Origin of the sequence: Polaromonas vacuolata, from assembly GCF_012584515.1 — a bacterium.
In the GTDB taxonomy this organism is placed as follows: Bacteria; Pseudomonadota; Gammaproteobacteria; order Burkholderiales; family Burkholderiaceae_C; genus Polaromonas; species Polaromonas vacuolata.
This window is the reverse complement of sequence record NZ_CP051461.1, coordinates 1,717,497-1,735,381: the sequence shown is the minus strand read 5'-3', so window position 1 is coordinate 1,735,381 and position 17,885 is coordinate 1,717,497. Positions and strand designations below refer to the sequence as shown.

General features: G+C 50.1%; 19 protein-coding genes and 2 pseudogenes. 10 read left to right on the top strand and 11 right to left on the bottom strand.

The window, feature by feature from the left end; genetic code table 11:
- Positions 1 to 43: 43 nt before the first annotated feature.
- Entirely contained in the window at positions 44 to 958 is a 915-nt protein-coding gene (locus HC248_RS07940; RefSeq protein WP_168922025.1) for a LysR family transcriptional regulator, read from the top strand.
- Positions 959 to 1,044: 86 nt separating this feature from the next.
- On the opposite strand, the gene HC248_RS07935 is transcribed toward HC248_RS07940, so the two are convergent.
- Both HC248_RS07935 and HC248_RS07930 read right to left on the bottom strand, forming a co-directional pair.
- A complete protein-coding gene (locus tag HC248_RS07935) occupies positions 1,045 to 1,512 on the bottom strand; it encodes a CHRD domain-containing protein (RefSeq protein ID WP_168922024.1) in 468 nt (155 codons plus the stop codon).
- A gap of 160 nt (positions 1,513 to 1,672) precedes the next feature.
- Positions 1,673 to 2,341 (bottom strand): DsbA family oxidoreductase, encoded by a 669-nt coding sequence (locus HC248_RS07930; RefSeq protein WP_168922023.1) that lies wholly within the window; start codon positions 2,339 to 2,341, stop codon positions 1,673 to 1,675.
- Between the two features lie 135 nt (positions 2,342 to 2,476).
- On the opposite strand from HC248_RS07930, the gene HC248_RS07925 reads away from it, so the two are divergent.
- Positions 2,477 to 3,064, top strand: coding sequence for a chromate transporter (locus tag HC248_RS07925; protein WP_168922022.1), 588 nt, complete (start codon positions 2,477 to 2,479; stop codon positions 3,062 to 3,064).
- Entirely contained in the window at positions 3,061 to 3,657 is a 597-nt protein-coding gene (locus HC248_RS07920; protein ID WP_168922021.1) for a chromate transporter, read from the top strand. Before HC248_RS07925 ends, HC248_RS07920 begins: the two co-directional genes overlap by 4 nt.
- 26 nt (positions 3,658 to 3,683) lie before the next feature.
- Here HC248_RS07920 and HC248_RS07915 read toward each other — a convergent pair whose 3' ends face one another.
- The 6 genes and pseudogenes from HC248_RS07915 to HC248_RS07890 form a co-directional block, all read right to left on the bottom strand.
- Positions 3,684 to 4,613, bottom strand: a complete 930-nt coding sequence (locus HC248_RS07915; protein WP_168922020.1) for an alpha/beta hydrolase — start codon at positions 4,611 to 4,613, stop codon at positions 3,684 to 3,686.
- Between the two features lie 157 nt (positions 4,614 to 4,770).
- Positions 4,771 to 5,508: an acetoacetyl-CoA reductase gene (phbB, locus tag HC248_RS07910; RefSeq protein ID WP_168922019.1), complete on the bottom strand. Its 738-nt coding sequence runs from the start codon at positions 5,506 to 5,508 to the stop codon at positions 4,771 to 4,773.
- Between the two features lie 159 nt (positions 5,509 to 5,667).
- Entirely contained in the window at positions 5,668 to 6,846 is a 1,179-nt protein-coding gene (locus HC248_RS07905) for an acetyl-CoA C-acetyltransferase (protein WP_168922018.1), read from the bottom strand.
- Between the two features lie 43 nt (positions 6,847 to 6,889).
- Positions 6,890 to 7,891: pseudogene (locus HC248_RS07900) on the bottom strand (alpha/beta fold hydrolase); the annotation flags it as partial.
- 7 nt (positions 7,892 to 7,898) lie between these two features.
- A protein-coding gene (locus HC248_RS07895; protein WP_168921018.1) for an IS3 family transposase occupies positions 7,899 to 9,052 on the bottom strand; the annotation gives its coding sequence in 2 pieces (ribosomal slippage) (positions 7,899 to 8,809 and positions 8,809 to 9,052; 1,155 coding nt in all).
- Positions 9,053 to 9,122: 70 nt separating this feature from the next.
- A pseudogene (locus HC248_RS07890) lies at positions 9,123 to 9,914 on the bottom strand (class I poly(R)-hydroxyalkanoic acid synthase); the annotation flags it as partial.
- A gap of 182 nt (positions 9,915 to 10,096) precedes the next feature.
- Here HC248_RS07890 and HC248_RS07885 point away from each other — a divergent pair.
- Entirely contained in the window at positions 10,097 to 10,372 is a 276-nt protein-coding gene (locus tag HC248_RS07885; protein ID WP_238342760.1) for a hypothetical protein, read from the top strand.
- Positions 10,373 to 10,411: 39 nt separating this feature from the next.
- On the opposite strand, the gene HC248_RS07880 is transcribed toward HC248_RS07885, so the two are convergent.
- Both HC248_RS07880 and pgeF read right to left on the bottom strand, forming a co-directional pair.
- Positions 10,412 to 11,392, bottom strand: a complete 981-nt coding sequence (locus HC248_RS07880; RefSeq protein WP_168921224.1) for an IS30 family transposase — start codon at positions 11,390 to 11,392, stop codon at positions 10,412 to 10,414.
- A 123-nt stretch (positions 11,393 to 11,515) separates the two neighbouring features.
- Positions 11,516 to 12,337 (bottom strand): peptidoglycan editing factor PgeF, encoded by an 822-nt coding sequence (gene pgeF / locus HC248_RS07875; protein ID WP_168922016.1) that lies wholly within the window; start codon positions 12,335 to 12,337, stop codon positions 11,516 to 11,518.
- Positions 12,338 to 12,536: 199 nt separating this feature from the next.
- Here pgeF and HC248_RS07870 point away from each other — a divergent pair, with 199 nt between their 5' ends.
- Positions 12,537 to 13,571, top strand: coding sequence for an NADP-dependent oxidoreductase (locus HC248_RS07870; protein WP_168922015.1), 1,035 nt, complete (start codon positions 12,537 to 12,539; stop codon positions 13,569 to 13,571).
- Between the two features lie 125 nt (positions 13,572 to 13,696).
- Positions 13,697 to 13,999 (top strand): antibiotic biosynthesis monooxygenase family protein, encoded by a 303-nt coding sequence (locus tag HC248_RS07865; RefSeq protein ID WP_168922014.1) that lies wholly within the window; start codon positions 13,697 to 13,699, stop codon positions 13,997 to 13,999.
- Between the two features lie 75 nt (positions 14,000 to 14,074).
- On the opposite strand, the gene HC248_RS07860 is transcribed toward HC248_RS07865, so the two are convergent.
- Positions 14,075 to 14,431 carry a MarR family winged helix-turn-helix transcriptional regulator gene (locus HC248_RS07860; RefSeq protein ID WP_337778969.1) on the bottom strand — a complete coding sequence of 119 codons (357 nt, stop codon included), beginning with the start codon at positions 14,429 to 14,431 and terminating at the stop codon, positions 14,075 to 14,077.
- Positions 14,432 to 14,949: 518 nt separating this feature from the next.
- On the opposite strand from HC248_RS07860, the gene HC248_RS07855 reads away from it, so the two are divergent.
- The 4 genes from HC248_RS07855 (at position 14,950) to HC248_RS07840 (ending at position 17,858) form a co-directional block, all read left to right on the top strand.
- Entirely contained in the window at positions 14,950 to 15,924 is a 975-nt protein-coding gene (locus HC248_RS07855; protein ID WP_420372003.1) for a Bug family tripartite tricarboxylate transporter substrate binding protein, read from the top strand.
- 150 nt (positions 15,925 to 16,074) lie between these two features.
- The gene (locus HC248_RS07850; RefSeq protein ID WP_168922011.1) at positions 16,075 to 16,770 is read left to right on the top strand and encodes a fumarylacetoacetate hydrolase family protein; all 696 of its coding nucleotides are present in this window, start codon (positions 16,075 to 16,077) and stop codon (positions 16,768 to 16,770) included.
- Positions 16,771 to 17,042: 272 nt separating this feature from the next.
- Entirely contained in the window at positions 17,043 to 17,597 is a 555-nt protein-coding gene (locus tag HC248_RS07845; RefSeq protein ID WP_168922010.1) for an NUDIX hydrolase, read from the top strand.
- A gap of 15 nt (positions 17,598 to 17,612) precedes the next feature.
- Positions 17,613 to 17,858 (top strand): hypothetical protein, encoded by a 246-nt coding sequence (locus tag HC248_RS07840; RefSeq protein WP_168922009.1) that lies wholly within the window; start codon positions 17,613 to 17,615, stop codon positions 17,856 to 17,858.
- Positions 17,859 to 17,885: the final 27 nt, after the last annotated feature.

Sequence of the window (17,885 nt, the reverse complement as noted above, 5' to 3'; positions counted from 1 at the left end):
AGTCCAATACCCGAATCACATACATGTATTTGCAAGGAGAAAGATGGGCCCGATAAACCGACCGCTAGAGCTCGAATGGTTAGAGGATTTTTTAGCCTTGGTCGACAGCGGCAACTTCTCACGTGCTGCGCAGGCGCGCTCAATTGCGCAACCCGCATTGAGCCGACATATTCGGGCGCTCGAAGAATGGGTGGGTGTAGAACTGGTTGACCGTAGCCGTCATCCAGCGACGACAACGCCAGCTGGCGAAGTGTTTTTGCTCAGCGCTAAAACTGTGCTGGCTAGCCTAGTGCTGGCGCGAACCCAAGCCCATGAAGCGCAATCGCAATCCAATAGCCGTTTGCAATTTGCAGCTACGCATGCTTTGTCACTGAATTTTTTCCCGCGTTGGCTGCAAGGCATAGAGCAAAAATTAAAACTCGGTGCCATCTTTATGGTCTCGGACAGTTACCGGGCTTGCGAAGATTTATTTTTGCAGCAAGGCGTGCAGTTTTTGCTCTATCACGATCACCCTGCTCTGCCTTCAAAGCTACGTGGGCCGGAGTTTGAATTTCTTCACTTGGGCGATGACAAACTAGTGCCAGTCAGCGCAACTAACAGCCAAGGTCATCTGCTTCATCAGCTTGAGTCAGAGCAAGTTTCAATACTGGCTTACAGCTTGGAATCGGGACTTGGGCAGATTGTGCAGGCGCAGTTGGGTATAGCGCTGAGCGCCGCAAGGTTTAAACGGGTGTTTACAGCTCACCATGCCGTGTTGCTAAAAACATTAGCACTTGAAGGTCGCGGTATTGCTTGGCTGCCACAAAGTTTGGTTCAAGAAGAACTGGCGCTAGGCCGCTTGCAAATGGCAGGCACAGAAAAGTGGCGTGTTGATGTAGCGATACGGCTGGTGCGGTCAACCAACCCATTGAACATGGCCGCCATGGCGTTATGGGAAACACACCCAAAGACCGTCTGATGAATCAGTCATTTGAGTGCTACATAAATTTCAATGCAGATGCCTAAACATAGCGACTTAGACATCAGCGAAATAGGAGACTCAGCTTATTTAGACACAACCATCATTTGGCCACGAATCTCGCCGCCCGGATTAGCAGCGGTATGAATGTTGGCATACCAACGGCCCGCCAACAGATCAGCCGCTTGAGCGGCTGTCAAGGTCGCACTGCCTTCCATTGGGCTGCTGATAGGATTGGTCCAACCCAGTGCTACGCCAGCATTCGCACCGTTCGCGGCAGGACCGTGAAAGTGACCTGCTTTTGCGGGGCCGGTCAGTGCGGAGTAATTCACTTTCCAGCTCAGTACGTTGGTGGTTTTGTTAAAAGCAGCGTCGACAGTGCCGTAGCCTGAACCGGTAATAGCAGGTATTTCATTAGCACCGCGCAACTGGGTGTTGAGCGCCACCATATTGGAGTCGGTAGGACTCATCACGCCGCAGGCGCTGAGGGCAGCGACGGCAGCAAGACTTAAAGCGGCAAGGGAAAGACGAGAAGCTTGGGGGCGAGTCAACATATTAATTTTCCTTGGTGTAAAAATTTTGATTGCCACTACACGCCAGAAGATGCTGGCTTGTGAGTAGTAACAAATCAAGATATTAACTGCGGCGAATAAAAATCACCGCCAAGGTCAATTAAAAACCCTTGAGATCAAGTCAAGCTGCAAGCACGGCTCATTAAGTAGCCGCGGCAATCTGGCGCAGCGCCTGCTCAAAGGTCTCAACCGGTTGGCCTCCCGAGATCAAATGCTTGTCATTAATGATGACAGCTGGCACGGCATGCACGCCCTGCTCTAGGTAAAAATTCTCTTGCTCACGCACCTCTTGCGCATAACGGTCAGAAGCCAAAATAGCATCGGCCTCGACTACGTCAAGTCCTGCAAGTCCGGCAAGTCGTACTAGCAATTCATGTGAGCCAGGATTTTTCCCCTCAGTGAAATAAGCCGTGAACAAGGCTTCCTTGAGTGCGCGTTGCTGGCTTTGCCCTTGTGTCTGCGCCCAGTGCAGAAGTCGATGTGCATCGAAGGTATTGTAGATGCGGCCGCGACCACCGCCCGGCTCTTCTGCACGACTAAACTTAAAGCCTAGGGCTTCGCCACGCAGGCGTATATTTTCTCGGTTGTCATGTGCTTGCGCCGGTGTGATGCCATATTTTTGAGTAATGTGCTCAGTAATTTCTTGACCTTCAGGCGCCATTTTTGGATTGAGCTCAAAGGGCTGGAAGTACAGCTCAACCTCAATATCATCAGATACATTCGCCAATGCCTGATCAAGTGCTCTAAGACCAATCACGCACCAAGGGCAGGAAACGTCAGAGACAAAATCGATTTTGAGTTTAGTGCGCAAAGTTTTTGTCCTTTAATAATTGAGAAGCGAAATCAGTCACTAATAGATTTCATTTTGCCTACATGCGAAGACCTGCGCAGCCAAAGGCAATATGGCTCTGCAACGACGCAGCGATCAAAGCGATAATCTCAAAAAATGACCGCTCCAACAGACAAAGCTTATCCGCCACCCGAATCACCGACGGACTTATTTATATCTTTTACGCTGCTGGCGTTACAAGGGTTTGGCGGCGTAGTCGGTGTAGTGCAGCGTGAATTGGTCGAGAAAAAACGCTGGCTCACGCGCGATGAGTTCATAGAGGATTGGACCGTGGCGCAAATCATGCCCGGCCCAAACGTGATCAATTTATCTCTCATCATAGGCAGCCGTTACTTTGGTCTAAAGGGCGCTTTGGCAGCAATGACCGGCCTGTTAGCAGCGCCACTGTTCATTGTGCTTTTGTTAGCCTTAATTTACGCAAAATTCTCAAGTCATGCGGGTGTAATCGGCGCGCTCAAAGGCATGGGCGCAGTGGCAGCGGGGCTGATCGCTGCAACCGGAATAAAGCTATTACCAGCGTTGAAAACAAACATTCTCGGCATTGGCTTGGCCGCAACCTTAGCCGTAGTTTGCTTTGTCAGCATTGCGCTTTTGCGCTGGCCGTTGGTGTATGTGTTGTTAGTTTTAGGGCCGCTAGCGGTTTTACTGGCGTATGCCAAGTTGGCCAGAAAACCAAGGCCATGATCAACACACCCGAGCTTTTATTTGGCCTCACGCAATGGCTGTCGCTGTTTTTTCATTTCCTGTCGCTCTCGTTGCTATCGATAGGCGGGGCGATTGCGACAGCACCTGAAATGCACCGATTTTTAGTCACTGAACAGCATTGGCTTAGCGATGCACAGTTCAATGCATCCATCGCCATCGCTCAAGCCGCGCCGGGTCCCAACGTATTGTTTGTCGCGCTTTTAGGTTGGAATGTAGGACTCAACACCGGCAGCATAGTTGCGCCTTATTTGGGTTTGAGCTTAAGCCTGCTGGGCAGCTTGCTACCCAGCACTGTGTTGACTTATGTAGCCGCCCAATGGTGTTACAGCAATCGTGAAAAATTGGCGGTACGTGCTTTTAAACAAGGCATGGCACCGCTGGTAGTGGCTCTGCTAATTGCCACCGGCTGGATACTCGCTAGCAGCAACAGCAGTGCAGCCAAAACTACTTTTCAAGACTGGCCATTGTGGCTGCTCACTGTCACAACAAGCTTGGTGCTCTGGCAGACGCGAATTCATCTACTGTGGCTGCTAGGCGCAGGCGCCTTGCTGGGTTGGTTTGGCTGGGTTTAAAGGTTTGAGCCGAAAGTCGGCTATTTTTATTGAGTCGCCACCGGTCCTGCCGCAACCTCTGGATAAGCGCTTGACGTAGCGCCGCCAAAAAGACTGGTCAATGCTTGTCGGTACTGGTTCATACCCAGTGCGTTGGTGTTGTGGTGAGAGCCGCCTTCTACCAAAACAAAAGCCTTTGGCTGAGCCGCTGCATCGTACAACTTGCGACCTAAAGACGGCAAGATGAGTTGGTCATTCGAGCCATGAACCACCAATAACGGTGAGCCAATATTGGCAACTTTGTCGATAGAGTCAAAAGGCTGGGTAATAAGCAGCTTTAGCGGCAACCAACCCCACTTTGTCGTGCCAAGCACATCCGCAATAGACGTGAATGTTCCTTCGACGATGGTGCCGGCTTCATCATCAACACTGGCAGCCAGCTCTATTGCAATGGCGCCGCCTAGCGAATGACCAAAAATGTAGCGTGGTCGTCCCGGGTACTGTTTGGCCAACCAATCCCAAGCAGCGCGAGCGTCTTCCAGAGCGATTTTTTCAGATGGAAGGCCGGCTGAACTTTTGCCAAAACCCCGGTAATCAATGGCCAGCACTGAAAAGCCCAAACTCTGCATGCGGGCAATTCGGGCGGCAGAGCCTTCAACATTCCAGCGCGCACCATGCAGATAAAGCAGCAAGGGCGGCAAAGAATTGTTTGGTAAAGCAGTTTGCAGGGTCGGTAAAAAAGCAGCCTCTTTATCTGCTGGCCACCAAAGCCCATGCAGTTTGACCGACTCATCAGTAATAGTGGAGTCAAACTCAATCCACGTGTCCGTCATACTGCTCGCCAGTTGTGAGCTGCCGCCCCAGCTTTTAGCACTTGGTTGAAAAATCCAACTGCGCTGCTGTTCATCAAGCGTGGCACAACCGGCCATGATGGCGGCGGTTAAGGCGATAGAGGTAAGTAGTAGCCAGCGTTTCATGCGTTATCAGAGAAGTTTGCCGATTAAAGATGGGGATAAATCCAGGCTAATGATAAGCATGCTTAGAAAACCTAATCGTCGCCCATAAAAAAACCCCGCCAAAGCGGGGTTTTGAAAATCGATGACAACTAAATGACTAGTCAATCTTTAATCAAGCTCAACCCATGTGCAGGCCACCATTGAGCGAGAAATCTGCGCCGGTTGCGTAACCGCCTTCAGACGACGCAATCCAAGAAATAATGGAAGCGATTTCTTCTGGTTGACCAAGCCGCTTAGCCGGCACACCAGAGACAATTTTCTCTAATACATCGGGACGAATCGCCTTGACCATGTCAGTCCCAATATAACCAGGACTGACGGTGTTGACAGTCACACCTTTGGACGCAACTTCTTGTGCCAAAGCCATAGTAAAGCCATGCAGACCAGCCTTGGCAGTTGAGTAGTTCACTTGACCAAATTGGCCTTTTTGACCGTTCACAGATGAGATGTTGATAATTCGGCCAAAACCGGCTTGAACCATGTCTTCAATGACTTGTTTGGTCACATTAAACATACTGTCTAAATTGGTCGAGATCACGGCATCCCAATCGGCCTTGCTCATCTTGCGGAACTGACCGTCGCGGGTGATGCCGGCGTTATTGACCAACACGCTGACTGGGCCGATCTCGGCCTTGACCTTGTCAAACGCAGCCACCGTCGAATCCCACTCACCCACGTTTCCAGCCGAAGCGTGAAAACTGTAGCCCAACTCTTTTTGCTCATCAATCCATTTAGCGAAGTTGCGTGTTGGGCCACAACCAGCCACTACAGTGAAACCGTCTTTTGACAATCGCTGACAAATGGCCGTTCCAATGCCGCCCATACCGCCGGTCACATAAGCTACTTTTCCAATCATTTTCTTATCTCCGTTAATTATAAAAAAATCGTTTTTACGCGCTTGAAAACTATGAAAATCGACCACTGAGTAGTATTAAATTAATAGCTACTTAGCAATAAACCAAGTTATTTTTTAATATGTTTTGTTTTAAATCAGCGATTAAATATTAACTGCAATTTAACGCTCTAAAGTAAGCGCAACGCCCATTCCGCCACCAATGCACAAGCTAGCAATCCCTTTTTTAGCATCGCGGCGCACCATCTCATGCAGTAAGGTAACTAAAATTCGGCAACCAGACGCGCCTATCGGGTGACCAATCGCAATCGCGCCGCCGTTGACGTTAACTTTGCTGGTGTCCCAGCCCATTTCCTGATTCACCGCACACGCTTGGGCTGCAAAGGCTTCGTTAATTTCTAACAAGTCCAAATCTTGAGCCTTCCAACCCGCACGGGCTAAGGCTTTGGTCGAAGCAGGAACTGGGCCCATACCCATGTATGCAGGATCTAGGCCAGAAGTTGCGTAGCTCGCAATCCGCGCCAGTGGTGTCAAACCCAGTGCGGCAGCTTTTTTAGCCGTCATCACCATCACCGCGGCAGCGCCGTCATTCAGGCCTGAAGCATTGCCAGCAGTCACACCACCAGCTTTGTCAAACGCAGGACGTAGACCGGCGAGAATTTCGGCAGTCGATTTACGGTTAATGAATTCGTCGTTAGAGAAAATAATCGGATCGCCTTTTTTCTGGGCAATAGAGAAAGGCACGATCTCGTCTTTGAACTTACCAGCATCTTGCGCCGCAGCAGCTTTGGTCTGACTAGCTAACGCCAGCGCGTCCTGGGCCTCGCGACTGATGCCATACTTTTTCGCCACGTTCTCAGCGGTAATGCCCATGTGGTACTGGTTATAGACATCCAATAAACCGTCGACAATCATGGAATCGACCATCTTCCAGTCACCCATGCGCTGGCCGTCGCGTGAACCGTTAAGCACGTGAGGTGACAAGCTCATGCTCTCTTGACCACCGGCGATCACCACTTCACTGTCACCAGTGGCAACGGCTTGCGCGGCCAGCATCACGGCCTTTAAGCCAGAGCCGCAAACCGCGTTAATCGTCAAACCCGGAATGCCATGGGGAAAGCCGGCTTTCAGCACCGTCTGACGCGCTGGATTCTGGCCCACACCGGCGGTCAATACCTGACCCATGATGATCTCGCCAATCAGGTCTACCGGCAGACCTGAGCGCTCTAGTACAGCCTTGACAACAGCAGCGCCTAGTTCAGTAGCAGGTGTTTTTGCGAGCGCGCCGCCAAATTTTCCGACTGCTGTACGGCCAGCTGCAACGATAACGATGTCTTCCATAATGCAATCTCTTTCTGTGGTTACCAAACTAAAAAATTAACCCTCAAGCCTTGGCTAAAACATATCGCCCAGGTGCTGGTTCAATCGCCGGATACTTAGCACTACCGTAATTGGAAGGTGCGGCTATCTGTTTACCGGCATGTGTTTTGAGCCAGTCTGACCAATCAGTCCACCAGCTGCCAGGCCGCTCGGTTGCGCCTTGCAACCACTCGGGCTGGGTAGCAGGAAAAGGCTGATCGAGCAAACCATCGTGCGTCCAAAAACTACGCTTATTTTTAGCCGGTGGATTGATCACACCGGCGATGTGACCGGATGCGCCCATCACAAAGCGTTTAGGGCCCGGCAGGTAATGGGTTGATGCATAAGCGCCGCCAATCGGCACGATGTGGTCTTCACGCGAACCGTAGAGGTAGACCGGCATATCGAGCCGGCGCAAATCAATGCCTTGACCGCAAACTTGGGCTTGGTCTGGCTGGATCAGACGGTTTTCAAAATAAGTGTTGCGCAAATACCAAGCATAAAAAGGGCCGGGTAAGTTGGTCGAGTCGCTGTTCCAGTAGAGCAAATCAAAAGGCGGTGGTGTCTCACCTTTGAGGTAGTTGCCGACTACGTAATTCCAAACTAAATCGTTGGGACGTAAAAAACTAAAGGTTGAGGCTAATTCTTGGCCTTTGAGCAAGCCACCTTTGCCCATTTCTTGCTCGCGCTTGGTGACGGTTTCTTCATCAATAAAGATGTCAAGAATACCGGTGTCGCTAAAGTCTAAAAAGGAGGTCAGCAAGGTCATGCTAGCAGCAGGCTTTTCGCCTCTAGCAGCGAGAACCGACAAAGCCGTCGCCAATAACGTGCCACCGACACAAAAACCCAGCGTGTTCAGTGTCTTCGCGCCAGTCAAGTCTTGCACCACGGCAATGGCTTTAATCACCGTATGCTCTATGTAATCGTCCCAAGTTTTATCCGCCATGGATTGATCCGGGTTGCGCCAACTCAGGACAAAAGTTCGATGGCCTTGTGCTGCGGCGTAACGAATCAGGGAGTTGAACCTAGTCAGATTAATGGACAGCAGAGTCCTCTAAAGATTGGTAATACAGATTTTCAAAGTTAAGTGGGCTTAGCCAGCCAACGGTTGAATGCCTGCGAATGCGATTGTAATAAGCCTCTATGTATTCAAAGACTGCCTGCTTAGCTAGCTCTCGGGTTGCAAAGTATTCACCGTGAATAGCTTGCTTTTTCAGTGTGGCGAAGAACGATTCTGCTACGGCGTTATCCCAACAATTTCCGCGCCTACTCATGCTTTGAATAAGTAAACTTTCCCTGAGCATTTTGCGGTACGCGTTCGACACGTATTGCGATCCCTGATCGGTGTGAACCATCACGCCAGTAGGTTTTCCTCTGGTGAGAATGGCCGCTTGCAATGCATCGCACACTAACTTGCTATCAATTCGCCCGCTCATCTGCCAGCCTACAACAGCGCGACTGTACAAGTCGATCACCGTGGCCAAATACAGCCAACCCTGCGCAGTGCGTATATAAGTAATGTCTCCAACCCAAACCTGATTAGGTGCGCACACTTCGAACTGGCGCTCCAGCAAGTTAGGCGAGGCTAATTTGCCGTGATTAGAGTCAGTGGTGCGTTTAAATTTCTGACTTCCTTTAGCGCGTAATCCCAAATAATGCATATGCCTACCGACGGTGCGCGCGCAAGCGTTTAAGCCGCTACCAACGAGCTCGGCGTGGATGCTGGGTGCGCCCACTCTTGCTTTATGCGCTGTGTGGCAGGCACGAATGGCATCGTGCAGATCAGTTGCTCGCTGTGGGCGGGCAAGCCATGCGTAGTAGCCCGAGCGGCTAACCGACAAAGCCGCGCACAGAGCGGCCATGCGGTAGGCGTCCAAGTGAGATTTCATAAACGTGTACTTGGCAGACTTGGATTTTTCACGAAGTACACGTGCGCTTTTTTTAGTATGTCGTTGACCTCTCGTAAGTGCGCGTTCTCACGCTCAAGCGTACGAAGTCGTTGTTGATCTATCGATAAGGCCGCGCTGGCGGTAACGCCGATGCTAGTGCGGTGTACACGCATCCACTTGTCTAACGTGGAGTAGCCAACGCCAAGCAGCTTGGCTGTGTTCGCAACGGACTGCCCTGGGTGATTTAAAACGTGTTCGACTGCTTGCTGCCTGAACTGTTCACTGTGATGTTTGCTCATGAATTTCCTTTTCAAGGTTTGATTTAAACCTTTAGAGGAACTCTTTGTCTACTTTTTTGACTAGGTCCAAGTTTTCTGGCTGCAAGTCAAGAATATAAAATTTATTAATACAGGGCGGGACCAATAAGAAGGGCTTGGCATAAACTTTTGCGGTCAGCGGACGATATTCCAAGAGTTGGAAATATTCATTTTCAAATACCACCGCGCCCTCTGTTGTGGCGACGTTTTTCCCTACCTCGAACAAACTTTCATCGGTCATAGACACATGGCCTTGCTGCATATCATGGAGCAAGTTTTGCATGCCTTGGCCAATGCTTTGTCCCTGTGTTTCTATGGCTTTTTTCTGCGCATCAGCATTCAGAGCCAGAAAATTACTCGGGGCAGAAGCCGCCATCCATTGCTCGACAGCAAAGCGCAAGCGGGCACGGGTTTTCTCATCGCCTTGCGCAGCATCAGCCATACCCATTAGTGCACTGGAATTGAGCAGATAGGCTGCGGCAGCAAACTTGGAGACAGGGTTTTCATTCCACGCCGGGGCCGCAAAGCGCTTATCGACTTTATCTGCGGTTGGCGCTGGTGAATCACTGGTGGGCAGACTTTGATTCCACAGCTGCACCGATTTTTGCAAGTAGTCCTGCTGGATTCGTTGCAACATTTGCGGATAAAAGCTTAAGGGAGTGTGGGACGGATCATGCGAGAGCGTGGATGCGTGGCTTGCATCAATTGAACCCGCAGTAGCCGGCACTACTTTGTTTGCCGACGATCCTGTAGCGCCCATAGCATCCAAAGCTTGTCGCATACCGGCAGCAAAGGTCTCTTGCATTTGTTGGGCGGCTTTAGTCCAGTTTGCGTCAGAATTCACATTGTCTCCCTAGATGATTCTGTTTAATTGCAGTAACAGTATCGTAGAGATTTACCAACACTAACCCGATACACAGCAAGTTGTCGAAATTTGAACAAATAGCGTATAAAAAAAATACGCTATTTAACATTTTCACCATACTGACCCACTTTATGGGTATCGGACTTAATCAGAGTATTTTTATGTATTTGGTTGTAATTGCTTGGCTATATGTCGTGTTGATGATGAGCGTGGCTGAAGCGACTAACAGCACCGGCACCGTGCTCGGTGCTTTGGTTACTTTTATTCTCTATGGCATGCTGCCGATTTCAATCGTGGTTTATTTAATGCGAGCGCCAGCGCGTAATAAAGCCATCAAAGCGCGAGCGGCAGCGGAGCATGCGCAAAATCAAGCTTTAGCGCTAAAAATTCAAGCTGAGCCAAATAAAAGTGCGCAAGGCGCTGATTATAAAAAATGACATAACAAAAAAATAGAACGCATTTTTGCTTCGGCGGATTCAAGCTTGAAGTGCAACCGTATGCTGATAGGACTCTAACTGTTCCATAAAAACCTGATGCGGCGTTCGATACCCTAAACATTTTCTAGGACGATGATTGAGCCTGTGCATCGCTAAAGCAATGTCATCGTCGGTGATGCAATTAAAGCGCATCCCCTTTGGGAAAAACTGGCGAATCAAACCGTTCATATTCTCGTTCGCCCCACGCTCCCACGAGGCGTATGGATGGGCGAAAAAGAAATCTGCACTCAGCGCAGAAGCTATTCGTTCATGCTGGGCAAATTCCTTGCCGTTATCAGTCGTGAGAGTGTGCACGCAATGAGCGAACGGTTTGAGTAAAGTGATTAACGCGTCCCCTACGGCTTGCGCTGTTTTGAATGGCACGTGGAAAATTATTGAATAGCGAGAGACACGCTCATTAATCGTCACTAGTGCTTGCTTCTGCCCGGCACCAATCACCAGATCAGCCTCCCAGTCGCCAAAGCGCGCACGCTCAAGCACGATGTCGGGTCGCAGTTCTATTGAGACCTGGCGAGAGATGGTGCCGCGCCGTTCACGGCCACTGCTGCGTTTTTTTCGCGTCTTCTGGCAACGCAGTGTTTTATGCAAGGTGCCGCCCGCGCGTTTGTCAGCGTAGATGTACTGGTAAATGCTCTCATAGCTAACACCGGGTTGGTGGCTAGCTTCGAGGTGGCCGCTGATTTGCTCGGGGCTCCAAGCCTCAGCCAACTTTTCCTCCACTACAGCCCATGTCGAGTCAGCAACTCTAGGACTATTGGCGCAGGCAAGTCTACGTTCTTGGGCTTTGTCATTTGCCTGCTTAGGGCGATAGCCTCGTAGACCGCGGTTACGACGCAACTCACGGCTGATGCTCGATTTATCACGGTCCATCATTTTTGCAATTTCACTTTGATTGAAGTTTGCTTTGACGAGGATTGCAATCTGGTAACGTTCGTCACGGGTGAGGTGTGTGTAAATCATTCTGGGCAACTTTGACTTGGTAGTCGGGAAGCTTGGATGCTCTCACATCTCACCCACCCGTACGGTTAATTTCAAAGTTGCACTTCAGACTTGAATCCGCGTTCTAATAAGCAAGCAACTGCCTTAGTCAATCCAGATGCAAGCGGCCATACGCCCAGTGCTGGCAAGCTTTTTGACACCCGTATCGCGCCGGTGGGAAAAATACCTTGAGGCCTGCTTAACCGTACACCAGCTATCGCTGCCATCATTTCCATACACCTGCTCAACACCTAAGGCTGCGAGTTGCAAACGCGCAAGACTTTGCAAATCGGCCAAATATTTCCCGCTAACGCCGGCCTTAAAGCAACTAGCGGTCTGTGAACCTAAAAAAGTCATTGCGGCAAATGCGGCTTTGACCTCGGGGCCAACTTCGAATTCTGCTGGGCCTATACAAGGACCCAGCCAAGCAATGATTCGCTCTGAACTTGGCACACTGAGTAGATTATTTTCACGCGCTTTTAACGCGTAGGGTTTAGCATTAAAACACTCAACTGCCGCAGTCAACACGCCATTGGCTAGCCCACGCCAACCCGCATGCGCTGCAGCCACCAAAGAGCCATCCATTCGGCACAGCAGCACTGGCAAACAGTCAGCCACCATGATGGTGCAAGCGAGCTGGCGCTCAGCGGTAAAGCAAGCGTCAGCGTGTTGGCCGTGCGGCGTGTGTTGATTTAAAGCCAACGCAGTAATGCCGTGCACTTGATGCAAAAAAACCGGCTTGGCACCCACCACTTGTGCCAAGCGATTGCGGTTAATGGCAACGCTGTGCGGGTCATCACCAACATGCTCTGCCAAGTTAAGACTATCAAATGGAGGCGCTGATGCGCCTTCATGACGGCTGGTAAAAAGAGCTTTGACCTGTTTCGGCGCTGGCCATTCGGGTCTTAGCCAATCTTCGCCTAGCATGTTGGCAAGCTGCGCGCAGCGATCTTGGTTGAGGCACTCGCTGCGAAGCAAAGACGATTAATTTTAAAAATCATCAATCAAGCATAAACCGAAATTAAACACTCAAACGTCGAGGAGAGCTAAAGAGCAATCGCTTAAGAGACTGTCAAAGCCAGCCCACGGCATTAGGATTGAGGCAAACAAATATTGGAGACAAAACATGAGTGAAATAAAAGCCTTGATGAATCATCAAGTCCGGCTAGCCAGCCGCCCTAGCGGCATGCCGACACAAGAGAACTGGCATTTTGCAAGCGAGCCCGTAGGCAATATCCAAGCCGGCGGTTTGCTGATCAAGACTTTATGTCTGTCTATGGACCCGGCTATGCGCGGTTGGATGAATGCCGGCAAAAGCTATATTGAACCGGTGCAGATTGGCGAGGTGATGCGCGCCGGCGGAGTCGGTCGAGTCATCGCTTCTGAAAATCCGCTTTTTGCAGTTGGCGATTACGTCAATGCAGGTCTGGGCGCGCAGGAATACTGCTTGATTGAAAAAGCCAATATCAAGCGCAGCGGCATCTTCAAGATAGACCCCAGTCTAGGCTTGACGACTTGGCTTAATGTGCTGGGCATGCCCGGCATGACGGGCTATTTTGGCTTACTCGAAGTCGGCCAACCAAAGCCAGGCGAGACCGTCGTAGTCTCAGGTGCAGCAGGAGCTGTCGGCCAAACAGTGGGTCAAATGGCGATGTTAAAAGGCTGCCGCGTGGTCGGTATCGCTGGTGGCAAAGCCAAATGTGACTGGGTAGTTAAAGAGCTAGGTTTTGATGCCTGTATAGACTACAAAAATGAAGATGTCCGCGAAGGTCTTAAGCAGCATTGTCCAGATGGCGTAGATATTTATTTTGACAATGTAGGCGGTGAAATTCTTGACCTAGTGCTGACAAAAATCACACGTGGTGCACGCATCATCATCTGCGGTGCTATCAGCCAATACAACAATACAACGGCTATTAAAGGCCCTGCCAACTATCTCTCCTTGCTGGTGAACCGCGCACGCATGCAAGGCATTGTGGTGTTTGACTATGCAGAAAATTACCCCGTAGCTATCGCTGAAATGTCCGGCTACCTTAAAGAGGGACGCATGAAGAGTCGAGAAGACATCGTCATGGGGCTTGAATCATTTCCGGACGCATTGCTAAAACTTTTTAACGGCGAGAACTTTGGAAAACTGGTCTTACAAGTTGCTAAAGACTGAAATTTGAAATCGCCGCTTATCGCTAGATCCCGCTGGCCGGCGAGCTTGATGCTTTAACGCTAAAGTTAAGCTGACCCAATGTTGATAGTTAAGTATTGGGTATTCAACACATTAAAAGGAAATTCATGATTCTCGAAGTTGCCGATATTCGTATTCACCCTGGCCAACAAGCCGCATTTGAAGAAGCTATTGAGCGCGGCGTGAGCAGCGTGATTGCCAGCGCCAAGGGTTTTTTGGGCTACAGCGTTAACCGGGGAATCGAAAGCAGCGAGCGCTATATTTTGCAGATTCGCTGGGCTACGCTGGAAAACCATACGGTAGATTTCCGCGAATCTGCTGAGTTCGCCAACTGGCGCGCCATAGTCGGCCCCTTCTTTGCAGGTCCGCCGGTGGTTGAGCATTTCAGCTTAGTTTCACAATCCAAATAAGCAAAAAATGAGGCGTGGCTAGTGATTGAGATAACCAGTCACTTCACTACCCACAATGCAGGCACTTTAAGTCTGTTAGGCCTCAAGCCCAGAGACTAACTTGGCAAGTAGCAAACTAAACTGCGCTTGCTCAGCACTGCTCAATGGCGCAAGTATGCGTTGCTGGGCTTTAGTCACCGCGCGCTTCATACTGATTGCCAATTTTGAGCCATCGGTTGTGATCCACAAGAGCTTGCGCCGTCTATCCTGAGGATCTGCTTGCCGCACTACCCAGCCCTTGGCTTCAAGACGGCCAATGACAGAACCAAAAGTAGCCGGATCAAAAGCGACCCGCGCCGCCAGCGTGACTTGGTCTTCACCCGGATCGTCAATGAGTGCATTTAAAATTGCAAATTGAACCGGAGTGATGTCGCAGCCATCTGTCTCATCCATAAAAATGGAAACTGCAAGCTGTTGTGCCCGACGAATCAGGTGTCCCGGAGCGGTGCTGAAGTGAAAACTTTTTGCCATTATTGGAGTTTAACGTGACAAGTCAATGTACTAAGGAAATTTAATCATATGCATACTTATGAATATTAACAACTTACCCAATACAGTATCGCTTAGCCATAGCGCCCATTTTTTAACTTGATTGTCAATAGTGGTATTTTTAGCTGGTTTTATGATTTTTTGCAGCTTTATCAGCTACTCGCAACACGGATCAGACATCCGCAAATGAAGGCGGATAAAAAAGAGTTTTTTCAACCAGTCTCAGCGGCCTGTAGTTAAGTCAATCCTTTCAAAAAAGAAAACGCCAAGTCTTTTGCTCACGTTTAAGCTCTTTTCTATGCGTGTTTTGTGCCTAATGAACAAGCATTGCAGCTGTAGCTTTTCAAAACACCATACCCCAAGCATCTAGTATATTTACGCTAATGTTAATTTTTAAAAACCCTACAAAAAAGTTTCTCTCAGTGGGTTTAATCGCATTCAGCGTATTGAGCTTTTTCTTGACAGAGTCAGTCTTTGCAGCAGAGAACCAAGCGAATAAAAATCTAGTTTGGCCCAGCCGTAGTATCAAAATATTGGTGGGGTTTTCTGCCGGTTCAACGCCAGACATCACTGCACGTATCTTGGCCTTGCCCTTGTCAAAAGCCTTGGGCCAAGCAGTCATAGTCGAAAATCGACCTGGCGCATCCGGCAATATCGCCGCCGATGTGGTGGCCAAAGCAAGCGACGACCACACCTTGGGAATAGTGATTAACGGCAACTTGACCTCGGCCAAGATGCTTTACCCACAACTTCCCTATGATCCGGCCAAAGATTTCGCGCCCATCTCACTTTTGACCATAGCGCCGCTGGTATTGGTAGCACCCGCCAATCTGCCGGCAGGACCGGCATTTTTCGCCGCAGCAGTAAGCGGCGGTAATCAATGGAATTACGGCTCTGTTGGCATAGGTTCAGTTTCTCATCTGGGCATGGAGTTGCTCAAAAGTAAAACCCCAGGCTTGCTGCCGCTGCAAGTGCCGTTTCCGGGTAACCCACAGGTGATTACCGCCATGTTGGGTGGCCAATTGCAAATGGCTTTGATGGGGCCGGGTGTGGCTATGCCGCAGGTCAGAAGTGGCAAATTGCGCGCCATTGGTTTGACCGCTGGGCGCAGCGCTTTAGCACCAGAAGTGCCAAGCTTGCAGGAAGCAGGCGGGCCGAATTTACAACTTGAAGTCTGGAATGCATTGGTCGGCCCGGCACGATTGTCGGCGGCTGCACAATCCAAACTTGCTGAAATCGTGCCGCAAATTTTGCGTGATCCCGACATCCGGCAACAACTTTTTAACCAAGGCTGGCAAGCCGTAGTCAGCTCACCCGAGGGTCTGAAAAGTCGCCTCAAAGACGAGACTCAGCTGCTGGGAAACATTATCAAAACGCGCGGCATCAAGCTCGAATAATTAGCGTCGTGGCACACTCAAGTGTTTAACGCCATGTTTAGCGTTGCGGTTAGCTCTTTGGTTAGCGCAGCTTTTAGTTGCGTGTTCATTTAATTTTCAACACCGCCCTTTGTATCCAACACTGGGTCCACATCAAGATGAAAGTTTTTAATGCCTTACGTATTTACCCCGCCCAATATAGTGTCCGTGCCAGTAGTCGGTATAGAAGATAGATTTGCGATTCACCGTATTTATTGCGTCGGTCGTAATTACGAAGAACACGCCAAAGAAATGGGCTTTACCGGCCGCGAACCGCCGTTCTTTTTTCTAAAACCTGCGGATGCCGCCGTTGTAGTTGAGGCTGGCACGATTGGCTCACTGCCCTACCCTAGTCTGACAAAAAATCTGCACCATGAAATCGAGTTGGTAGTGGCCATCGGCATCGGCGGAAAAAACATAGCGGCGGCCGACGCCTATGAACATATTTATGGCTACGCAGTCGGCCTTGACATGACGCGCCGTGATCTGCAAAGCGAGATGAAAAAGCAAGGCCGACCTTGGTGCATTGGCAAGAGCTTTGATTCATCAGCGCCAATCGGATCGATTACACGCTTGGCCGATGCGGGCGACATGTCTTGCGCAGAAATTTATTTGCAAGTCGACGGCAAAGACCGCCAGCGCAGCAACACATCCCAGTTGATATGGAATATCGCTGAATCGATTGAAACCTTATCCGCCGCGTGGGAACTGCAACCCGGCGACCTGATCTACACCGGCACACCAGAAGGCGTAGCGGCAGTCATCAGTGGCGACACATTAGTCGGAGGCATCACCGGTTTAAGCAGCTTGACGATAAAGGTTAGCTAACCGTTACTTACCTTGGGCAACCGATAAAAAAGTCGAAGAGTCGTACCTAACTTGCGCAAGAGGGGTACGACTTTTTGCTTTTAATTGACGCATGTATCAATCACCCCAAATCCAGCTCTGTGCAACAAACGTCTGCTTAAGTCACTGTTTTGGCGACTACATAGATGATTGCGAAGACGAGCACACAGACGTCTGCATTAAGGCGCATTTAGCGAGCCAAGGTCAAACACTCGGGTGCTCAGCTAAAACATCAAAGTCGCTACACTTTAGAGATGTATAGGCCAACCCAGAAACACTGCCGCACCTGCGGCACCTCCGTCGTTCATCGCTTGCCCGATGACGGTGACACTAGGCAACGTGCGGTTTGTCCCGCCTGCGGTTTGGTGCATTACGACAACCCACTCAATGTCGTCGGTACCGTTCCGGTCTGGGGAGAAAGCGGTGAGCAAGTGCTGCTTTGCAAACGTAATATAGAGCCGCGGCGCGGCAAGTGGACGCTACCCGCTGGTTATATGGAAATGGGCGAGACAACGTCTGAAGGCGCGGCACGTGAGACCGACGAAGAAGCCGGTGCAGAGTTTGAAATGCAAGAACTTTTCACTGTCATCAACGTAGCGCGCGTCGGTCAGGTACATTTTTTCTACCGCGCCCGACTGCTCAGTGCTCAGTTCGATCCCGGTCATGAAACCATGGAAGCGAAACTCTTCACAGAAGACGAAATACCTTGGGACGATCTCGCCTTTAAAACTGTGGGCGACACCTTAAAGCACTACTTTGAAGACAGGCGCAAAGGTATCTTTGGCATTCACGCCGTCAATATTGACTAAATCAGACCGGATGCAATGAACGCGTTTGAACAACTCCAGTCTTTAGGTCTGGTCCTGCCAACCCCGACCTACATCGTCGGCGCCATTTTGTTTGGTCTGGTCGGCTGGTTAAGCTTTAGGCGCGGGCGAAAAAGTCAACACTCACAACTAACTTGGGTCGGTCTAGCGTTGATGTTCTACCCCTATGCCGTGGCGCAAACTTGGCTGCTATGGCTTTTAGGCACAGCACTTTCCGTTTGGGTTTATTTCTGTTGGGAATAGCCAAGTGTTGGTAATCACTAGCGGGCT

Coding starts and splice junctions, on each gene's coding strand:
- HC248_RS07925 (WP_168922022.1), top strand. CDS start 2,477: ATGACCGCTCCAACAGACAAAGCTTATCCGCCACCCGAATCACCGACG.
- HC248_RS07905 (WP_168922018.1), bottom strand. CDS start 6,846: ATGGAAGACATCGTTATCGTTGCAGCTGGCCGTACAGCAGTCGGAAAA.
- HC248_RS07840 (WP_168922009.1), top strand. CDS start 17,613: ATGAACGCGTTTGAACAACTCCAGTCTTTAGGTCTGGTCCTGCCAACC.
- HC248_RS07920 (WP_168922021.1), top strand. CDS start 3,061: ATGATCAACACACCCGAGCTTTTATTTGGCCTCACGCAATGGCTGTCG.
- HC248_RS07885 (WP_238342760.1), top strand. CDS start 10,097: ATGTATTTGGTTGTAATTGCTTGGCTATATGTCGTGTTGATGATGAGC.
- HC248_RS07935 (WP_168922024.1), bottom strand. CDS start 1,512: ATGTTGACTCGCCCCCAAGCTTCTCGTCTTTCCCTTGCCGCTTTAAGT.
- HC248_RS07845 (WP_168922010.1), top strand. CDS start 17,043: ATGTATAGGCCAACCCAGAAACACTGCCGCACCTGCGGCACCTCCGTC.
- HC248_RS07915 (WP_168922020.1), bottom strand. CDS start 4,613: ATGAAACGCTGGCTACTACTTACCTCTATCGCCTTAACCGCCGCCATC.
- HC248_RS07865 (WP_168922014.1), top strand. CDS start 13,697: ATGATTCTCGAAGTTGCCGATATTCGTATTCACCCTGGCCAACAAGCC.
- phbB (WP_168922019.1), bottom strand. CDS start 5,508: ATGATTGGAAAAGTAGCTTATGTGACCGGCGGTATGGGCGGCATTGGA.
- HC248_RS07940 (WP_168922025.1), top strand. CDS start 44: ATGGGCCCGATAAACCGACCGCTAGAGCTCGAATGGTTAGAGGATTTT.
- HC248_RS07880 (WP_168921224.1), bottom strand. CDS start 11,392: ATGATTTACACACACCTCACCCGTGACGAACGTTACCAGATTGCAATC.
- HC248_RS07860 (WP_337778969.1), bottom strand. CDS start 14,431: ATGGATGAGACAGATGGCTGCGACATCACTCCGGTTCAATTTGCAATT.
- HC248_RS07870 (WP_168922015.1), top strand. CDS start 12,537: ATGAGTGAAATAAAAGCCTTGATGAATCATCAAGTCCGGCTAGCCAGC.
- HC248_RS07850 (WP_168922011.1), top strand. CDS start 16,075: ATGCCTTACGTATTTACCCCGCCCAATATAGTGTCCGTGCCAGTAGTC.
- pgeF (WP_168922016.1), bottom strand. CDS start 12,337: ATGCTAGGCGAAGATTGGCTAAGACCCGAATGGCCAGCGCCGAAACAG.